The sequence below is a fragment of the Hymenobacter yonginensis genome (assembly GCF_027625995.1).
GTDB lineage: Bacteria > Bacteroidota > Bacteroidia > Cytophagales > Hymenobacteraceae > Hymenobacter > Hymenobacter yonginensis.
This window is the reverse complement of sequence record NZ_CP115396.1, coordinates 2,811,451-2,829,397: the sequence shown is the minus strand read 5'-3', so window position 1 is coordinate 2,829,397 and position 17,947 is coordinate 2,811,451. Positions and strand designations below refer to the sequence as shown.

Here is a 17,947-nt window from a genome sequence, read left to right as displayed (position 1 = left end):
ACCGGTAAGGCAGCCGCTGTGCTACACCGTTACCATCCAGCCGTGGCCATCAGCTGCCTGGCCGGTACGGATGGCTTGCAGGGCCTCGCTGACGCGTAGGGAGAAGGCGTCGGCGGCGGGCTTAGGCAGCTCGTGGTCGTGGCCTTGGTAGCCGATGACGGCAATGGGGGCAATGGTGGCGGCAGTGCCCACGCCGAAGGCTTCTTCCAGCTTGCCGTCGGCCAAGGCCTGCATCACCTCTACGGCAGATACTTTGCGCTCTTCCACCTGCATGCCCCAGTCGCGGGCCAGCTGCAGTACGCTGCGGCGCGTGATGCCGTCGAGGATGGAGCTGCTCAGGGCCGGGGTCACCACCTTGCCATCGATGACGAAGATGGCGTTCATGGTGCCTGATTCCTCTACGTAGCGGTGCTCGGAAGCATCGGTCCAGATGAGCTGGTTGTAGCCTTCCTGTTGAGCAAGCTTGGTGGGGTACATGGCGGCGCCGTAGTTGCCGGCGTTCTTGGCGAAGCCCGCGCCGCCTTCGGCAGAGCGCACGTATTTCTCCTCAAATCGCACGCGCAGCGGCTTGTTGTAGTAGAGGCCGACCGGGCAGGTGAAGATGACGAAACGGTACGACTCGGAGGGGCGCACACCGATGAAGCCATCGGTGGCGTACATAAAGGGGCGGATGTAGAGGGCGCTGCCGGGCGAATTGGGTACCCACTCGGAATCGAGGCGGATAAGCTGGGTGAGGCCCTGCATGAACAGCTCCTCGGGCAGCTGGGGCATGCACATACGCTCAGCGGAGGCATTGAGACGGTGCAGGTTGTCGAGCGGGCGGAACAGGGCAATGTCGCCGCTGGCATTCTTGTATGCTTTCATGCCCTCGAAAATGGCCTGTCCGTAGTGCAGGGCCGAGTTGGCGGGGCTCACCGTCATGTCGCCGTAGGGCAGCAGCTGGGGTTCCTGCCATTCGCCGTCGCGGTAATCCACCACGAACATATGGTCGGAGAAGATTTTGCCGAACTCAATATGTTCGGGGTCCAGGTGTTCGAGGCGCGAGGCCGTGGTACGCTGGGTCCGGATGGTGAGGGTTTCGAGCATGGAAAAGGGAGGGTAAAGGGAAGGGGATGGGGGAATTTGGGCAGGTAAGCGGAGCGTGGTATTTGAAAAACGCAAGCGGTACGGGAGTAGTTGCCAAGACGGGCAGTATGGCCGGAAGTTGCACCAAAGATGGGGGAAAGGCGCAACTCACCGCAGCTACATGCGCGGCTTCCAGCTAACTTCTTCGGCGCCAAGGTCGTGGCTCATCTGGCGGCTGAGCACGAATAGATAATCGGAGAGGCGGTTGAGGTACATCACCACCAAGTCGGCCACGAACGAGTCTTCGCGCAAATGAATCACCAGCCGCTCGGCGCGGCGGCACACGCAGCGGGCTACGTGTGCAAACGACACCGACTGGTGCCCTCCGGGCAGAATGAACACCCGCAGCTCAGGCAGGTGGGCGTTCATGGCGTCCATTTCGGCTTCCAGCAGCGTCACGTCGGCATCGTGCAGGTCCGGAATCTTCATCTTCGACTTCTCGGGGTCAGAAGCCAGCGACGAGCCGATGGTGAACAGGCGGTCCTGGATTTCCTTGAGCAGGTCGCGGCGGGCGGCATTCACGTCTTGGTCGCGGAGCAGGCCGATGTAGGAATTCAGCTCGTCGACGGTGCCGTAGCAGTCGATGCGGAGGCTGGACTTGGGCACCCGGGTACCGCCGATAAGGGAGGTCAGGCCCTGGTCGCCGGTCTTGGTATATATTTTCATGAAGCTCACTTAAGGAAGCGCACCGGCAGGCCAGCGCGGGGTTTGTCGAAAGAAAGAAGGCCTTTCAGCGGCGCTTGTTCCGGGTGAAGGGATAACAGGCAACCAGCAAAAAGGCCTTGCTCTCGACAAAAATACTAGGTTTTACTTGGCAATCTGCGCGTGGTGGGTGGCCACGTCGAGGTTCTCCAGGTCCGACTCCACCAGCCCGTCGCGCAGGCGCACGATGCGGTGGGCGTAGCGGGCAATGTCCTCTTCGTGAGTCACCATGATGATGGTGTTGCCTTTCACGTAGAGGGCCTCAAACAGGTCCATGATTTCGTGGCTGGTTTTGGTGTCGAGGTTGCCGGTGGGTTCGTCGGCCAGGATGATGCTGGGGTCGTTGACGAGGGCCCGGGCAATGGCCACGCGCTGGCGCTGGCCGCCGCTCAGCTCGTTGGGGCGGTGCTTGGCGCGCTCGGCTAGGCCCACGCTGCGGAGCGCGGCCATAGCCTTTTCCTCACGGTCGGACTTGCTGTAGCCGGCGTAGATGAGCGGCAACGCCACGTTATCGAGCGAGGTGGCGCGGGGCAGCAGGTTGAAGGTCTGGAAAACGAAGCCGATTTCCTTGTTGCGCACGTCGGCCAGCTGGTTGTCGCTCATGCGGCTCACGTCCTTGCCGTTGAGGATATACTGCCCGCCCGTGGGTGTGTCGAGGCAGCCGACGATGTTCATGAGCGTGGACTTGCCGGAACCGGAAGGCCCCATGAAGGCGACATACTCACCGCGCTGAATGGTGATGGTAACCGAGCGCAGGGCATGGATTTCCTCGGTGCCCATCCGATACATCTTCGAGATGTCGTGGGTGTCGATAACGGGGTTCAGCATAGCCGGGCCGGGTTAGTTCCAGGGAGCGGCCGCCGCTGCCTGAGCGGCAAGGCGGGCGTCGTACAGTATACGAAAGGTAGCATATTCGGCGGGGGAAAGCAACGACCGCAGTTTGGCGAGCGAAGTAGCGGCGTATTCGGCCAGCCCCGCCGGAATGGCAGCCAGCGCATACGCCTTCAACAACGGTACAGACTCCGGGTTTACCTCCAGGGCTGCCTGCAGCGCACCGTAAGCGCCCAAATAATCTTTCTGCCGGTCATAAAACGCCGCTGCCGCCAGCACGCCCGGCTCCACAAAGGGCGCTTCCTGCAGCAAGCGGCGGTAAAGCTGCGTGGCCTGTTTGGTCTGCCCGGCCTGGTCGGCCAGGGCTGCCTGGTAGGCGAGGCGGTAGGGCTGATGTGCCGGCGTGAAATGCCCATTGGCTATGAGCTGGCGCAGGCCGGCCATGTTCTGCTGGCGCAAAAGCAGGTCGCCGCGCAGCACGTTCCAGGCAGAAGCTTCCGAGGTTTGCTGGGTTGAAGCCGGGGCAAAACGGGCTACTGCCTGCACGGCTGCGGCCAGCTGGCCGGCCTGCAACGCACGGGGCAGCTGCGCCAGCAGGGCGGTTTCGCGCAACTGGCCTTCGGGCAGCCGTTCGGCGGCAGCCAGCAGGTCGGCCGGGGGCAAGGTATAGCCGAGCAAAGCCAGATACTGCGCCTGCACGGCCGCCGGAGCCGCGGCGTAGGTTTGCGGATAGGAGAGGGCCAGCACCTGCTGCAACTGCCGGGCCGGGCGGTGCAGGGCGGTATCAGGAGCGGCCAAGGCGGCGGCCGTTGCGGCCCGCGCCGAGTCCGGCTGTTGGTTGAGGGCCAGGGCGTAGGCGCGGTTCAGCTGGGCTTCGGGGTAGCCGTTGCGGCTGGCGTCGGCAAAACTGGCAGCCGCCGAGCCGTAGGTGCGCTGCTCCAGCAGCCACAGGGCCTGCAGGTTCTGGTAGTAGGCGGCGCTGGGCGTGTTGCCGGCCAGCAGCGGGGCCAGCGTGGTGCGGGCCGGTATCGGCTGGCCGCCATAGTGCTGCGTGAGGCCCCGTAAAAACGTCAGCTGCTCGAAGTAGTCGGCGTTGCTGGGGCGCTGCACCAGCTGCGTGAGGGCTGGCAGGTAGCTGGTATCGGCCTGTTGCACTTGCCATAAGGTGGCGTGGTAGAGGCGCGCAAACTCAGCCACCGTTAGGTTGGCGGTTGGGCTCGGGACTACCGTGGGCAGCTCTTCCGAACTGTCACGGTTCAGCCGTTGCAAAAGCAATACATTGCTCTGCCAGCCTGCGTCTTCGTTGGCCGACTCGGTGCGTACTACCCGCCAAGCATCCGCAAACTGGGCGTTCTGCAGTAGGAAGGCCAGGCGGTTGGTACTCACTACCGGGCTGCCCGGGTCGGCGGCTTCGGCCCGGTTGAGGTACCAGTTCACCGAGTCGGAGAGGGTGGAGCGGGAGTAGAGGTGGGCGAGGTCGTTGTTGAGGCGCGGGCTGGTGGGGGCGTTTTTCAGGCCCTCGCGCAGCACGGCCAGCCGGTCGAAGAAGTCGTTGGGCTCGTTGTAGAGGGCGGCCAGGCGCAGGGAAATCTTTTCGGACGGCCGGCGGCTAAGGGCCCGGCGCAGGATGTTGATTTCGTTCTGGCGCTGCAGCCGGAACCGGTAGAGGGCCGCGCGGCCCAGGCTGGCCTTGTGGTTGTGCTCGTCCAGAATGTCGCTCTCGGCGTAGTAGCGCTCGGCCAGCAACGCCAGGGCGTCGCGGTTGGGCTCCTGCTCACTTTGCAGGCGGGTCAGGTCGCCGAGGTTGTTGTAGTAGCCGGCTTGCACCTGGTAGAGCGTGGCGAAGTTGTTGCGGAACTCCACGGCGCCCACGCCCCCGATCAGCAGCACGTACACGGCAAACAGCGGCAAGCGGCGCGGCTCATATACCACCCGGTACACGCGCAGCCGCTGCCGGATCAGCGGCCCGAAGTTCACGAGCACATACAGCAGATAGGCCGCGCCGCCCACAAACAGCACCAGCGCCGTGAAGTGGCGCGCGGCCAGCAGCAGCGGGTCGTTGGCGGTGGCAAAGGCGTAGCCCAGGGCCGCAGCCGCCAGCAGCACCAGCACCGGATACAGGTAGAGGGCGCCTTCCCGGTATGGCAGCCAGTCGGAAGAGGCGGCGGCGCGGCGCGGCAGGCCCAGCCAGCCGATAACTACGGCCGGCAGCAGCAGCACCAGCGGATCGAGGTGCAGGCCGGGCAGCAGCAGCAGGTCGCCATCGTTCCAGATGTACAGGCCCAGCATGCCCACGTACAGCACGCTGGCCGCCACAAAGGGCAGCAGCCCGAAGCGGCTGGCGGGATTTTCGGCCTGGGTGTTGAACCACAGCAGGCCGTTGATATTCTCAAACGCCACCCACACCACCAGCAAGGCCATCAGAATGGCGCCGCCGTTGGTGAAGAAGCTGGCCAGATGCAGCGCCGTGGCATCCAGCGGCAGCTCGGAGCGCTGCAAAAGCAGCAGACTCACGGCCAGCACCAGCCCGGCAAACAGCAGCAGCCGGCGACCCAGCGGCACTTCCGGCCAGAAAGCGTGAAAGGCGTAGGCCGGCAGCACGAAAGCCGCCAGCATCAGCACCAGAAAATACTGCTCCTGCGAATCGAAGATGCCCAGCAAGTCGGCATTCAGCGACATCAGCAGGAAAATCAGCCCCGCCATGGCCGCCACAAACGTGGGGCGCGGCAGCGCGCTGGCCGCCGCCAGAAAGTACACCAGTGCGCCCAGCAGCAGCAGCAGCAGGCCGTAAGCGGCTTCTGGGCGCACGTAGGGGCCCACAAGGTCGTGGGTTTGGGTGAGCAGGTAGCCGTTGACGCGCACCGGCAGCCCAGCCAAGCCCGCTGACACATAGGACAGCACGGTGGGCACGGGCTTGAGCTGGGCCACGGCCTGCACGGGCAGAGCCAGGTCGTCGCCGGTGAAATAGTGGTAGACTGCCAGCAGCACCGCTACGGCTGCCAGGACCGCCAGTGGCAGCCAGAGGGCGCCGCGCCCCGAAGTGGGGTGGGCAGCAGAAGAAGAGGCCGACACCAGACGCTATTCCAGAACTTTCGGTACGCGGAAATAATCGGAGTCCTTGCGCGGGGCGTTGCGCAGGCCGTCCTGATGGCTCACGGAGTTGTGTGCCTCATCGGGCCGCAGCACGTTGATTTCGTGCGACAGATGCACCAGCGGCTCCACGTCAGTGGTGTCGAGCTGGCGGAGCTGGTCCACCCAGTTCAGGATCTTGTTCAGGTCGCCGAGCATCTGCTCCTCCTTGGTTTCGTCGAGTTCGAGGCGGGAAAGGTGGGCCAGTTGGCGCAGGGTGGCTAAGTCGGTGCTCACGAGGGAATTAAAAATTAGAAAGTAAAAATTAAGAATTGGTGGACGCCAATTCCTGGTTTTGAGGCGCCTGCGGCGCTGATTTAGGAGCCGGGCCGGAAGGTGCCGTCGGAAGCCGGCGCCAGGTGCTGGGCTCCGGAATGCCCCGGGCGTCGGGGCGGAAGCCGCTGGCGATGGTGTCGTAGGCTTGCTGCCGGAGCCGGGGGGCGTCGGCGGCGGTGAGGCCGGTGGTGAAGATAGGCGTGTGCAGCGTAATGGCCAGCGGCGAGTAGCGCACCCGCAAGCCTCCAACGTCGGGCATGAAGCGGTGGTTCAGTGGCATCGTGACGGGCACCAGCGGCACGCCGGCCGCAATGGCCAGCTGAAACGCGCCGTCTTTGAACTCGCCCATCTCCTCGCCCGGCTTCTTGGAAATCGAGCCTTCCGGAAAGATAACCACCGAGCGGCCGGCTTCCAGCGAGCGGCGCGCCTGCACCATGGCCCGGCCCCGGCTCATGGCATTGTCGCGGTCGACGGTGATGTAGGCGCGCCCGAAAATGGGACCCCACACCGGTACGCGGGCCAGCGAGATTTTGCCCATGATGTTGAGCCAGCCCGGAATGGTGCGGAACAGCAGCGGAATATCGATGTAGGAGCTGTGGTTGGCCACGTACACGCAGGGCATGCCGGCGGGCAGCGGGCTATGGCGCACCACTTCCACCGGCATGCCCCACATCCGGATGAACAGCCGGCTCCAGGCGCGGTTGAGGCTATGCAGGTGGCGGTGCCCGCTTGGTCGCCGGCTCAGGGCCCACTGCAGCGGGTAGGTAACCACAAACGGCATCACAAACCAGAACGTCGCCCAGGTGGTGTACAGCCGATGACCAAGATAGCGCAGAAAGTGCCGCATATCTGCAAAGGTAGGAACTTGGGTAGGTTCTGTCATCCTAAGCAGATCGAAGGACCTTATCACGCCGGAGTAGTCCTCGTTACTACGCTTTGTGCTGGCGTGACAAGGTCCTTCGCTTCACTCAGGATGACAGGCCATTTGCTAAGCCTTCCTTCCCGCCAGCACCTTTTCCGCTTTCAGCAGGCCGGCTACGCTTACGGCGTCGGTGATGCGGTTGTCCATCACCATCTGCACGGCTTCGGTGAGGGGCAGCTTCCAGAGGCGTAGGTCTTCGGTTTCTTCGGGCTCCAGCTCGCCGGGCGTGAGATCTTCGGCCAGAAACACGAAGCCTTCCTCGTCGGTGACGGAGTTGGAGGTGTGCAGGCGGGCAATGTTGGTCCAGCGGCGGGCCGTGAGGCCGGTTTCCTCGCGCAGCTCCCGCTGCGCCGATTCCAGCACATCCAGCTCCACGGGGCCGCCGCCCATCGGAATTTCCCAGCTGTACTCGCTGAGCGGGTAACGGTACTGGCCCACCAGCCAGGTATTGCCCTCGTCATCCACCGGCACAATGCCTAGGGCCTTATTTTTCATGGTGACCACGCCGTAGATGCCGCGCCCGCCGCCGGGGTTGAGCACCTGGTCTTCGCGCACCGAAATCCAGGGGTTGTGGTATTTCACTTCGGTGCTGAGCACCTGCCAGGGGTTGTGGTTTTCGTCGAGCGACGGATCGGGGTAGTGCATGAGCGGCAGCCTGATAAACGGTAGGCGGCAAAGGTACGGGCGGGGCGCAATTGGCATCCGTCGGGCGAGCGGGCGGCTTGGTCGGGGAAATCAGGGCGTTGGCCAAATAAGTTGGGTCAAGCTGCTGAAGGTGAGTAATTTTGGATCATTCAATAAGGCGCGGGGGAGTTTTGTGGAAAGGAAGGCCTCTCCCGTACCGAGCCGGATGAACGCTAAGAGTAGGGTGGATGATTACTAAAGTCGTCCGGCGCCGAATGCAAAAGACCGTTGCCGCCCCGCAACGGTCTTTTTGTTTGGCGTTTGCCCGGCCGCGGCAAGTCGGCGCCGGGGCGGCGGCCAAGATTCTGTTTCAACCTGCGTTCTGATGCTGCCGTACCAGTACTACGCCGGCTGCTCACATTCCGGTCGGCGTTGCATGTGTATGGCCAACCAGCCCAAAAACCAGCCCAACCAGAATGCTCAACCCGGCGACCCGCTCTTCAACCTGAAGCACGCGCAGGCCGAATCGGAGCTGACCGCCCAGACCGGCGGCCTCGGCCCCACCACCAACGTCTACACCAGCACCGACGAAGACGCGGAGCTCGACGAAGGCCCGCGCGACAAGCAAGGGCTGCGCCGCGGCGAAACCCCACCCAGTGAAGGTTCTGCCGCCGGCAGCCACAAATAAGCAGCGAGTATTGAGTGCTTAGTATGGAGTAATGAGTATTGAGTAGTTGGTGTGCATTACCGAGTAACCTCTCCTAACTACTCCACACTCTCTACCAGATACTCATTACCAGAAAGGGCCTCTCCGGGTGCGTCAGCCGCCGGGGAGGCCTTTTTTTTGGGCGCTGCGCCGTGGGTGGCCTTACCTTTGGGGCTATGTTGCTTGCTTCCTACACTGAACACCCGCTCGAAGCGGGCCTCGACGAAGCCGGGCGCGGCTGCCTGGCCGGGCCGGTCTTCGCGGCGGCCGTGATTCTGCCACCCGATTTTGCGCCCGCCTACCTCAACGATTCCAAGCAGCTAAGCGCCCGCCGCCGCACGGCACTGCGGGCTGAAATCTGTGAGCACGCCGTGGCCTGGGCCGTAGCCGAGGCCTCACCCGCCGAAATTGCCACCGTCAATATTGCCCAGGCCAGCTACTTGGCCATGCACCGCGCCGTGGCGGCGCTGGGCGTAGTGCCCGCCCACCTGGCCGTTGATGGCAACCGGTTCAAACCGTACGCGGGCATCGAGCATACCTGCCTGATCAAGGGCGACACCCGTTTCCGGCACATTGCGGCAGCCTCCATCCTGGCCAAAACCTTCCGCGACGAGCGGATGGCCGAGCTGGCCGAGCAGTTTCCAGGCTACGGCTGGGAGCAGAATGCCGGCTACCCCACGCCCGCACACCGCGCCGCCATCCGCCAGCACGGCCCCACCGAGCACCACCGCATGGGTTTCCGGTTGCTGTGAGGAGGTGATGGGGTGATGAGGAAGAAATAAAAAAAACGTCATTCCGAGCGGAGCAAGGAATCTCGCTAGTGTAGTAACTGATTCTACCACACTAGCGAGATTCCTCACTCCGCTCGGAATGACGTTCTTACTTCTTCACTCCATCTCCTCATTCCTCCATCACCTCACTACTCTTTCATCTTCAGCAGATCCAGAAACAGGCTGAAGCCGTCGACGGTCGTGCCGCCTTCGCCGAAGCTGTCGAAGCTCAGGGGCTTGATGATGTAGCCGCTGACGGCCAGGTTCTGGGCCTTCAGTCGCTCCGACTCCAGGTCGGAGGTGGTGGTGATGAACACGTTCAGGTTAACGAACTCCGGGTCGGAGCGCAGCTGCTCCAGCAGCTCCAAGCCGTTCATGCGGGGCATGTTGATGTCGAGCATTACCACGCTGGGATGCTCAATCTTGGTCTGGTCGGCTTCGCCGCGCAGCATGTTCAGGGCTTCGCGGCCGTTGCGGGCAATGTGTAGCGGAACGGTAATGTTATTCTTCCGGAGCTCACGCTGCACATTCATGATGTCCATTTGGTCGTCTTCGACTAGAAGGATACTAGGCATAGCGGGTGTTGGTTGGTAGGGGCGGAAAACGTAAAACAAAAGCCATACGGCCAGGGGCTATACGGTAATCAGGGGTTTGGGGGCTGAACTGCCGAGCCCGGGCCGGCTGGCGGGCGGCTGGCGTGGCCAGGTGAAATAGAACGTGGCACCCTCGCCCTCGGCCGACTCGATGCGGATGGTGCCGCCCTGCCGCTCCACTATTTTCCTGACGATGGCCAGGCCTACGCCCGTGCTTTCCAAGGTGTCGCGCTCGGTCAGGGTCTGGAAAATGACGAAAATCCGCTCGTGGTATTCGGAGGCAATGCCGGGGCCGTTGTCGGCTACCGAGAAGGTGAAGAAGCTCTTGTCTTCGGTGCAGCCGATGCGTACGACGCCGGTTTCGGGGTGCGGGTGGTACTTCACGGCGTTGCTGATCAGGTTGGTGAACACCTGCTGCAGCTGCACCCGGTTCGTGACCAGCGTGGGCAGGTAGAAGGGTAGCTCCACCTCGAAGCCGTCGGGCAGCTCCAGTGAGTCGGTGATTTCGCGCAGCAGCTGCCGCACAAACACGGGCTCGTCGGCCTGGGCAGTGCGGCCCACCCGCGCCAGATCCAGGATGCCCGTGATGAGGTGCTCCATGCGGCGCACCCGGGTGCGCATCAGCAGCAGAAACTCCTGAATGTGAGGCGGCGTGTCCTGGCCCATGTCTTCCTCAATCCAGCGCGAGGCACTCTCGATGCCCCGCAGCGGCGCTTTCAAATCGTGTGATACCACGTAGGCAAACTGGTCGAGTTCCTGATTGCGGCGCTCCAGCTGCGTGATGTTGCTGTTGATAGTGGCCGCCATCTGGTTCAGCGACACCGACAGGGCGCTGAGCTCGTCGCCGGCCGTGTCGGTAAGCTGCGTGTGGTACTCGCCGGCCGCAATCTGCGACGACATCGACACCATCGTCTGAATCCGCTGCCCGATGAGGCGGGTGAGGTAGAGGGCCCCGGCCAGCCCCAGCACGATGGCCAGCAGCGTAGTGCCCACCGAAATCAGGCGGGTTTCGCGGATACCTTCCTGAAGCTTGAGGCCCTGTTTTTCGCGCAAAGCCATTTCCTCGCGCGCAAAGGCCGCAAACAAAATCCGGATCTGGTCGGTGAGGCGCTTACCGGCCAGGCCTTCGGCTTGGTCGCGGTGAGGCATGCCCTGCAGGCCAGCCTGTTCCGGCGTGCGGCGCCGGGCCTCGCGCTTTTCCTGGATGAGCATGTGCGAATAGTCGAGCCACTCGCGAAAGACCGAGCGGGCCCGCAGAATCCGGGCGTGCTGGGCCGAGCTGTCTTCCAGCTCCGTCAGCAACTGCTCGAAATGCCGCACCAGGTACCGCTCGCCTTCGTGATAGGGCTGCAGGGTTTCCTCCTTGCCAATCAGCAGAAAGCCCCGAAAGCCGTTTTCCATGTCCACGATGCTGCGCAGCAGGGTGGAGGCCTCCGAGGAAGTGCGCTGCGAGAGCTGCACGCGCCGGGCGTTGCGCAGCACCTTACGCGAGAGCTGGTAGTTGACGAACACCACGCCCACGAACAGCAGCAGAATAACCAGGAAACCGGTGAAGAGCTTAGTCGAAAGCTTGAGTTTCATGCGAAACAGGAAAAAGGAAAGCCGAAAACCTGCTGTCCGGTACGCAGGTGCACGGGCATAGTTGGCAATGAAGGCCGGCCGGAGTAGCCGCGCCTGACGGGACGGCCTTCGTGGCCGGGCAGAGTGCGCAAGATACCGCATGCAAACTGACGCGCGGAAATGGCTAATTTCGCCCCGCCGCCGGGCGGCACCCTCACCTTCCCACCCACCTCCTCTTCCATGAGCGAAACCCTCAAAACCGTTGTCCTGAATGATGTGCACCAGCAGCTGGGTGCCAAGATGGTGCCCTTTGCCGGCTACAACATGCCCGTGCGCTACTCCTCCGACCTCGACGAGCACCACACCGTGCGCCGGGCCGTGGGCATCTTCGACGTGTCGCACATGGGCGAGTTCCGGGTGCGCGGCCCGCAGGCCCTCGACCTGATCCAGCGCGTAACCAGCAACGACGCCAGCAAGCTCACCGACGGCAAGGCCCAGTACTCGTGCCTGCCCAACGCCGACGGCGGCATCGTGGACGATTTGCTGGTGTACAAGCTGGCCGACGAAGACTACATGCTGGTGGTGAATGCCTCCAACATCGACAAAGACTGGAACTGGATCAGTAAGCACAACACCCAGGGCGCCGACCTGGAAAACGTGTCGGACCAGATGAGCCTGTTTGCAGTGCAGGGCCCCAAAACCAGCCAGGCCCTACAGTCTCTCACCGACGTTGACCTGAGCGCCATTCCGTACTACTCGTTCGTGCAGGGCACGTTTGCCGGCGTTGAGGACGTGATTATCTCGGCCACGGGCTACACCGGCGCGGGCGGCTTCGAGCTGTACGTGCCCAACGAGCACGCCAAAATCGTGTGGGACAAGGTGATGGAAGCCGGCCAGCCCTACGGCCTGAAGCCCATCGGCCTCGGCGCCCGCGACACGCTGCGGCTGGAAATGGGCTACTGCCTCTACGGCAACGACATCGACGACACCACTTCGCCGCTGGAAGCCGGCCTGGGCTGGGTAACAAAGTTCACCAAAGACTTCACCAACGCCGAAAGCCTGAAGCAGCAGAAAGAAGCGGGCGTGGCGCGCAAGCTGGTAGGCTTCCTGATGGACGGTCCCGGCATCCCGCGCGGCCACTACGAGCTGGTAAACGAAGCCGGCGAGAAAATCGGGGACGTGACCAGCGGCACCCAGTCGCCGAGTTTGAGCAAGGGCATTGGCCTGGGCTACGTGCAAACCGAGTTCAGCAAGCCCGGCAGCAAGGTGTTCGTGCAGATCCGGGGCAAAAACCAGCCGGCCACGGTGGTGAAGCTGCCCTTCGTGCCCGGCACGGAAGAAGCGTAAGCTGAATAGTAAATAACTGTCATCCTGAGGCGGCAGCCGAAGGACTTTATTGCGTCAGGACGAGTAGTCCAGCTGTATTGCAGGCGTACTAAGGTCCTTCGGCTACCGCCTCAGGATGACAGCTTTTTTGTAGCATTCCTGATTGACCTTATGCCCACGATTGATATCTGCTTCTCGCCGGAGCTGTTGCCGCTTTTCAACCTGCAGGGCCGCGTGGCGGTGGTGGTCGACGTGCTGCGCGCCACCTCTTCCATTGTGGCGGCGCTGGCGTCGGGCGTTACGCACCTGGTGCCGGTGAGTGAGCTGGCCGAGTGTCGCGCGCTGGCCGCCGAGGGCTACCTCACTGCCGCCGAGCGCGACGGCCGCCAGGCTGAAGGCGTGGACCTCGGCAACTCGCCTTTCGGCTACCTCGACGGCGTGGTGCCGGTGCGCGGCCGGGCCGTGGCCATCACCACTACCAACGGCACCCGCGCCCTGCACCTCGCCCAAACGGCCGATGCCGTAGTAGTGGGCGCGTTCCTCAACCTGCAGGCCGTGGCCGACTTCGTGCGCCAGCAGCAGAAAGATGTGGTGGTGGTCTGCGCCGGCTGGAAGGGCCAGTTCTGCCTCGAAGACACACTCTTCGGCGGCGCCCTGGCCGCCCGCCTCGCCGACGCCTTCGACACCACCGCCTCCGACGCTACCCTGGCTGCCCTCGACCTGTGGCAAGCCGCCGAAGCAGATGTGGCCGGCTACCTGCTTAAGTCATCACACGTGCGCCGCCTTAACAGCCTGGAACTGCACAAAGACATGGAGTTCTGCGTCCGCCCCGACGTGTACAACCTCGTGCCGCTGTTTCGGGAGGGGAAGATTGAGTTGGTTTGAGGTGATGGGGTGATGGAGTAATGAAGGGATGAAGTAAGAACGTCATTCCGAGTGTACCGAGGAATCTCGCGTGCTGATGTTGCAGTAGTAATTCAACGTCAGCACGCGAGATTCCTCGCTCCGCTCGGAATGACGTTCTGCTTTTCACCTCATCACCCCACCACTTAATTCAACTTCTCATTATTGCGGTGGCGGTCGGCGTCGCGGAGGGTTTTCTTGGCCAGGTTGCGCTGCAGGGCGTCGGTGAGGTTGATGCCGGTCTGGTTGGCCAGGCAGATAACCACGAACAGCACGTCGGCCAGCTCATCGGCCAACACCTTGTCCTTGTCGGATTCCTTGAACGACTGCTCGCCGTACTGCCGGGCAATGATGCGGGCCACTTCGCCCACTTCCTCGGTGAGCATGGCCATATTGGTCAGCTCGTTGAAATACCGGACGCCGGTGGTCTGAATCCAGTGGTCGACGGTTTGCTGGGCTTCTTCGATGGTCATGGGAGAGTAACTGAGTAGTTGAGTAACTGAGTAGAGAGTGCTGAGTGGTTGGGTAAGGGAGTAACTGCTGTTGCGTAGTGGCAGTAGCGCGAACTTTGTAGTTCGCGTCTCCGCGCCGTTCAAACGATTCCAGCGGCGCGGGGGCGCGAACTACAAAGTTCGCGCTACTGCCCTCAACGTTCTGCGCAAGCCGGAATAGGCCTACTCAATTACTCCATTGCTCAGTTACTCTCAGGCGAGTCCAGCACGATGGTGACGGGGCCGTCGTTGAGCAGTTCCACCTGCATGTCGGCCCCGAATTCGCCGGTGGGCACGGGCTGGCCCAGCAGCTGCTCCAGTTGCCGTACAAACTGCTCGTAGAGCGGAATGGCAATGGGCGGCGGGGCGGCGCCGGCGTAGCTGGGGCGGTTGCCTTTGCGGGCATCAGCCAGCAGCGTAAACTGGCTCACCACCAGCACCTGACCGCCCACGTCCTGTACCGAGCGGTTCATCTTGCCTTCCTCATCGGAAAAGATGCGCAGCTGCGTGAGTTTGCGGGCCATCCAGTCGAGCGACGTAGCGGTGTCAGCAGGGGAGAAGCCGGCCAGCACCAGCAGGCCCGGCCCAATCTGGCCCGTAATGCGGCCTTCGACGGTAACGCTGGCGTGCCGGACGCGCTGAATAACGGTGCGCATAAGGTGGAGTGTGAGGTTGGTGGAGTGGTGGATTGGGGCAAAGATAGCGCTCCATGATCCGCCCGGGATGACTGTATCTTTGCCAACCCACCAACCCACCAACCCACCATCTTGCGTCTGTCGTTTCGGTTGTCTGCTTTCTGGTTGCCGCTGCTGGCCTTGCTGGCCGTGGTGGCGGTGCGCCTGCACGGCCTGGGCCAGGTGGCGCTACCCGACTACGACTCGGTGCGCAACTGGCAGATTGTGCAGGAAGTGGCCCACGGTAACCTGCGCAACCTGTTTCACCACGGCAGCCCCGGCTTCTCGCTGCTCTACGCCCCGGTGGCCTGGCTGACTTCCGACTATCACGTGTTCCAAGGCCTGAACGCGCTGGTGGCCGTGGCGGCGCTGGGCTGGCTGGTGCAGTGGGTTGCTCGCGAATGGCGCCTTACCGCGCCGGAAACGGCCGTCCTGCTGCTATTCACCGGCACCTCCGTGTTCCTCACCTTCTCCGGCCGCGACTTTACTATGGGCTCGTGGAGTTTGTTGATGTTTGTGGGGCTGCTGCGGGCGCACTACCGGCGGCTGCAACAGCCCAGTGCGGCGGCGCTGCTGTGGGCGGCCGTCTGGCTGGCGGCTGGGCTCAGCATCAACTACAAATTTCTGCTCACGCTGCCTATTCTGCTGGTGCTGGAACTGCTGTATGGCGGCCGGCTGCTCTGGCAGTGGCGCAACCTGGGCCGGGTGCTGCTGGTGCTGGCCGCGCCCTACGTGCTGCTGGGCGCGCTGGGCGCCGCCGGTGGGGTGCCGTGGTACCGCTGGCCGGCCGTGTACTACAACCTGGTTTTTCCGGGCGCCCAGAACGCCGCCGGCCGCACCGGCCACCTGCGCTTCGACGGGCTCTACTACCTGCGCTTCCTGCGAGACTTCGAGTCGCCGGTGCTGGGGCCGGGGATGGCGGCGGGGCTATGGCTGCTGAGGCGGCGACTGGGGCAGCTGGCGGGACCGCGCTGGCCGTGGCCCGCGCCAGGGCTGGCGCTGTATCTGGCGGTGTGGGCCGGCTGCTTTCTGGTGGGTATGTCGCTGTTGCTGAAAGCGCCGCGGGGGCTGCTGCTGGCGTATCCTCTGCTGTACGTGCTGGCGTTTCTTGGGCTGCGGGAGCTGCTGCGCCGGTGGGCGAGGCCTGCGGTGGGGCCGGGGCTGCTGGCGGCCGTGGTGCTGCTGGCCGTGGCGTTCAACCTCTTCCGGATTCAGCGCGAAATCTACGCTTACGCGCCTACCCGCTATGGGCAGGTGGCCGCCTGGCTGCAGCAGCAGCAGCAGCCGGGGCCGGTGCGCGTGGCCAGCACCCTCAGCCTGGGAGTGGCCCCCTTCCTGGCCGCCGCTGACACTGTTTCGGTTATCGTGAAGGAAGCCGACCTCACCCAGGCCCGCCGCCAGGGCATGCAGTACGTGCTGCTCGACGCTGCCTGGCGGGTAGTAAATGCTACTGCCTTCGACTCATTGCGCCGCCAGCCGCCGCTGGCCGCCTGGCCCGAGCCGCTGCTCACCGCGCCACTGCTGTTCCTGGAGCATTCCGAGTACACCGGCCTCGGCTACGAAGAAACCCTGCAGCTGCAGCGGGCCGCTCAGGATTCCGCCCAGCTGCGCCTCTACCGTCTGCAGCCCTGATGATGACCAGTCCGGCGGCAGTATCCGTCGGACCGGCATATTTGTATTTGAGCCTAGCAAATTCAAGTTGCAGAGAAGCCGCGTAGCGGCGGCAGGTGTGTAGTCTATCAAGCAACAGCTAGCAAAAGCCGCGTGGCGGCGACAGATTCGTCAGTAGATGGTCCTGCAAACCTGCCGCCGCTATGCGGCTTGTTGCAGGTAGCATCTGACTTCCTACAACCCTGTCGCCGCTACGCGGCTCTTCCGCAATTTGGGGTAGCAACAAAAAAGCAGCCCGAAGGCTGCTTTTTTACAAAGAACAAGCACCAGCTGGCGGCTTACGGATTGGCCTGCGTGGGCAGGCTGTTCACGTTGAGCAGCGGAATGCTGGTGTTGTAGCTTTCGTTGATTTTGCGCAGAAACACGTTAGCCAGCAGCGCATTGCCACGGGGCGTCAGCGTGATGCGGTCCAGCGAATAGAAGTTGCCGCGCACCAGTTCCGGCGTGTAGTTCACCCCGTTCACGTTGATATTGCCGGCCACCTGCGAAAACAGCGCGTCGTTGGTGTCGATGAGCGGCAGCTTGAACGTGGTGTTGGCCAGCGTCAGCATACCCGAGCGGAAATCCTCGGCCACTTGGCTGATGCGGGCCACTTCCAGGTAGTCCAGCACGTCGGCCCCGCTTACCGGGTTCTGGCGGCTGCCGTAGGGACGGGTCTGGGGTGCGCCCGTCACCGATTCCAGCCGCCCGATGCGGCGCTGGCCGCTGGGCAGCACGTAGTCTTCCCCCGAAACGGCCTGAACGGCCCCCGTAAACGCGCGCACAAACAACGTGTCGTTGGCCGTCGCGGTGTTCTGGCGCAGGCGCTGCTGCACATCGAGGCCGCGGCTCAGGCGCAGGATGGGCAAGGTGGCCAGGGAGGGCGGCAGGGCCACCACGCCGGGCCGGCCACCGGCCGAAAGCTGCGTCAGCAGCAGCCGGGCATTGGACGTGAGCGTGGAAGCCACCGGCAGCGGGCCGCAGTTGCCACCGCTCACCACGTAGGGCAGCAAGTCATCGAGGCCCGCGAAAAACGTGAAGAACGAGGCGTTGGCGCTGGCTGTAGTCACCACCTGCAGGTAAGTGCGGTTGTCGTTGGCCGGCAGCAGCCGCTCAAAATAGGGGTTGAACAGGCCGACGCGGGTGAGGTTGGCCGTGTTGCCGAGGCCCGCGATGCTGATCTGGCTGAGGCGCAGGCCGGGTACGCCCAGGTTCTGCGGCAGCGTGGCGCCCGCGCGGGGGTAGAGGTACAGCGTATCGGCGCCGTTGCAGCCGGTGGTGTTGACGAAGCGGGCCAGCGTGGCGGCCGGCTTCACGCGGGTCGTGCGGGGCAGGCCGTTGGCATCAAAGCCTGCCAGGGTGAGATAGCCGGTACCGGCTCCGTCGGCCAGCAGCGGCTGGGTGAAGGTGGCGTTGGCATCCACCTTGGCAAACTGCCCGGCAATCAGGTTGGCGTAGGAGTACGACTGGCTGGCGCTCGTTAGGCCGCCATCGGCAAAACCAGCCGTGTAGGAGTCGCCGACGGCTACGTAGCGGGTCAGGTCGAGGCCGTTGCTGCTCAGGGCGGGCACGGGCTGGTCGGGCGAGCAGCCCGCCAGCAGCAGCAGGACGCCGGCCGTAGCGGGCAGCGCCGCCCGCAGAATCGAAGTAGAAAAAGTATGCACT

At 63.5% G+C, this 17,947-nt stretch carries 17 protein-coding genes; 5 read left to right on the top strand and 12 right to left on the bottom strand.

The window, feature by feature from the left end:
* Positions 1-21: 21 nt before the first annotated feature.
* The 7 genes from O9Z63_RS12230 to O9Z63_RS12200 form a co-directional block, all read right to left on the bottom strand.
* Positions 22-1,086 (bottom strand): branched-chain amino acid aminotransferase, encoded by a 1,065-nt coding sequence (locus O9Z63_RS12230; RefSeq protein ID WP_270125508.1) that lies wholly within the window; start codon positions 1,084-1,086, stop codon positions 22-24.
* 156 nt (positions 1,087-1,242) lie between these two features.
* Positions 1,243-1,791, bottom strand: a complete 549-nt coding sequence (locus O9Z63_RS12225; protein WP_270125507.1) for a cob(I)yrinic acid a,c-diamide adenosyltransferase — start codon at positions 1,789-1,791, stop codon at positions 1,243-1,245.
* 141 nt (positions 1,792-1,932) lie between these two features.
* Positions 1,933-2,655 carry an ABC transporter ATP-binding protein gene (locus tag O9Z63_RS12220; RefSeq protein ID WP_197062854.1) on the bottom strand — a complete coding sequence of 241 codons (723 nt, stop codon included), beginning with the start codon at positions 2,653-2,655 and terminating at the stop codon, positions 1,933-1,935.
* Between the two features lie 12 nt (positions 2,656-2,667).
* Complete coding sequence (locus O9Z63_RS12215) at positions 2,668-5,730, bottom strand: tetratricopeptide repeat protein (protein ID WP_270125504.1); 3,063 nt, start codon at positions 5,728-5,730, stop codon at positions 2,668-2,670.
* A gap of 6 nt (positions 5,731-5,736) precedes the next feature.
* Entirely contained in the window at positions 5,737-6,024 is a 288-nt protein-coding gene (gatC, locus tag O9Z63_RS12210; protein WP_270125502.1) for an Asp-tRNA(Asn)/Glu-tRNA(Gln) amidotransferase subunit GatC, read from the bottom strand.
* A gap of 28 nt (positions 6,025-6,052) precedes the next feature.
* Positions 6,053-6,910 (bottom strand): lysophospholipid acyltransferase family protein, encoded by an 858-nt coding sequence (locus O9Z63_RS12205; RefSeq protein ID WP_270125500.1) that lies wholly within the window; start codon positions 6,908-6,910, stop codon positions 6,053-6,055.
* Between the two features lie 141 nt (positions 6,911-7,051).
* Complete coding sequence (locus tag O9Z63_RS12200) at positions 7,052-7,630, bottom strand: NUDIX domain-containing protein (RefSeq protein ID WP_270125499.1); 579 nt, start codon at positions 7,628-7,630, stop codon at positions 7,052-7,054.
* Between the two features lie 421 nt (positions 7,631-8,051).
* On the opposite strand from O9Z63_RS12200, the gene O9Z63_RS12195 reads away from it, so the two are divergent.
* Complete coding sequence (locus O9Z63_RS12195) at positions 8,052-8,297, top strand: hypothetical protein (protein ID WP_270125498.1); 246 nt, start codon at positions 8,052-8,054, stop codon at positions 8,295-8,297.
* Positions 8,298-8,491: 194 nt separating this feature from the next.
* The gene (locus O9Z63_RS12190) at positions 8,492-9,067 is read left to right on the top strand and encodes a ribonuclease HII (protein WP_270125497.1); all 576 of its coding nucleotides are present in this window, start codon (positions 8,492-8,494) and stop codon (positions 9,065-9,067) included.
* A 167-nt stretch (positions 9,068-9,234) separates the two neighbouring features.
* Here the strand turns inward: O9Z63_RS12190 and O9Z63_RS12185 are convergent, their stop codons facing one another.
* Positions 9,235-9,660: a response regulator gene (locus O9Z63_RS12185; protein WP_044016571.1), complete on the bottom strand. Its 426-nt coding sequence runs from the start codon at positions 9,658-9,660 to the stop codon at positions 9,235-9,237.
* A gap of 57 nt (positions 9,661-9,717) precedes the next feature.
* Positions 9,718-11,259, bottom strand: coding sequence for a sensor histidine kinase (locus tag O9Z63_RS12180; protein ID WP_270125496.1), 1,542 nt, complete (start codon positions 11,257-11,259; stop codon positions 9,718-9,720).
* A gap of 219 nt (positions 11,260-11,478) precedes the next feature.
* Here O9Z63_RS12180 and gcvT point away from each other — a divergent pair, with 219 nt between their 5' ends.
* Entirely contained in the window at positions 11,479-12,585 is a 1,107-nt protein-coding gene (gene gcvT / locus O9Z63_RS12175) for a glycine cleavage system aminomethyltransferase GcvT (RefSeq protein ID WP_270129269.1), read from the top strand.
* A gap of 150 nt (positions 12,586-12,735) precedes the next feature.
* Positions 12,736-13,449 carry a 2-phosphosulfolactate phosphatase gene (locus tag O9Z63_RS12170; protein ID WP_270125495.1) on the top strand — a complete coding sequence of 238 codons (714 nt, stop codon included), beginning with the start codon at positions 12,736-12,738 and terminating at the stop codon, positions 13,447-13,449.
* Between the two features lie 164 nt (positions 13,450-13,613).
* Here O9Z63_RS12170 and O9Z63_RS12165 read toward each other — a convergent pair whose 3' ends face one another.
* Positions 13,614-13,940, bottom strand: coding sequence for a nucleotide pyrophosphohydrolase (locus tag O9Z63_RS12165; protein WP_270125494.1), 327 nt, complete (start codon positions 13,938-13,940; stop codon positions 13,614-13,616).
* Between the two features lie 221 nt (positions 13,941-14,161).
* Entirely contained in the window at positions 14,162-14,614 is a 453-nt protein-coding gene (dtd, locus tag O9Z63_RS12160; RefSeq protein ID WP_270125493.1) for a D-aminoacyl-tRNA deacylase, read from the bottom strand.
* 111 nt (positions 14,615-14,725) lie between these two features.
* Here dtd and O9Z63_RS12155 point away from each other — a divergent pair, with 111 nt between their 5' ends.
* Positions 14,726-16,264, top strand: a complete 1,539-nt coding sequence (locus O9Z63_RS12155) for a hypothetical protein (protein WP_270125492.1) — start codon at positions 14,726-14,728, stop codon at positions 16,262-16,264.
* 317 nt (positions 16,265-16,581) lie between these two features.
* Here the strand turns inward: O9Z63_RS12155 and O9Z63_RS12150 are convergent, their stop codons facing one another.
* Entirely contained in the window at positions 16,582-17,946 is a 1,365-nt protein-coding gene (locus O9Z63_RS12150) for a hypothetical protein (protein ID WP_270125491.1), read from the bottom strand.
* Position 17,947 lies beyond the last annotated feature (1 nt).

What these genes read in the sequence shown, in the direction of transcription:
- O9Z63_RS12220 (WP_197062854.1), bottom strand. Translation starts at nt 2,655, where the DNA reads ATGCTGAACCCCGTTATCGACACCCACGACATCTCGAAGATGTATCGG.
- O9Z63_RS12200 (WP_270125499.1), bottom strand. Translation starts at nt 7,630, where the DNA reads ATGCACTACCCCGATCCGTCGCTCGACGAAAACCACAACCCCTGGCAG.
- dtd (WP_270125493.1), bottom strand. Translation starts at nt 14,614, where the DNA reads ATGCGCACCGTTATTCAGCGCGTCCGGCACGCCAGCGTTACCGTCGAA.
- gcvT (WP_270129269.1), top strand. Translation starts at nt 11,479, where the DNA reads ATGAGCGAAACCCTCAAAACCGTTGTCCTGAATGATGTGCACCAGCAG.
- O9Z63_RS12225 (WP_270125507.1), bottom strand. Translation starts at nt 1,791, where the DNA reads ATGAAAATATATACCAAGACCGGCGACCAGGGCCTGACCTCCCTTATC.
- O9Z63_RS12170 (WP_270125495.1), top strand. Translation starts at nt 12,736, where the DNA reads ATGCCCACGATTGATATCTGCTTCTCGCCGGAGCTGTTGCCGCTTTTC.
- O9Z63_RS12230 (WP_270125508.1), bottom strand. Translation starts at nt 1,086, where the DNA reads ATGCTCGAAACCCTCACCATCCGGACCCAGCGTACCACGGCCTCGCGC.
- O9Z63_RS12190 (WP_270125497.1), top strand. Translation starts at nt 8,492, where the DNA reads ATGTTGCTTGCTTCCTACACTGAACACCCGCTCGAAGCGGGCCTCGAC.
- O9Z63_RS12180 (WP_270125496.1), bottom strand. Translation starts at nt 11,259, where the DNA reads ATGAAACTCAAGCTTTCGACTAAGCTCTTCACCGGTTTCCTGGTTATT.
- O9Z63_RS12205 (WP_270125500.1), bottom strand. Translation starts at nt 6,910, where the DNA reads ATGCGGCACTTTCTGCGCTATCTTGGTCATCGGCTGTACACCACCTGG.
- O9Z63_RS12165 (WP_270125494.1), bottom strand. Translation starts at nt 13,940, where the DNA reads ATGACCATCGAAGAAGCCCAGCAAACCGTCGACCACTGGATTCAGACC.
- O9Z63_RS12195 (WP_270125498.1), top strand. Translation starts at nt 8,052, where the DNA reads ATGGCCAACCAGCCCAAAAACCAGCCCAACCAGAATGCTCAACCCGGC.
- O9Z63_RS12185 (WP_044016571.1), bottom strand. Translation starts at nt 9,660, where the DNA reads ATGCCTAGTATCCTTCTAGTCGAAGACGACCAAATGGACATCATGAAT.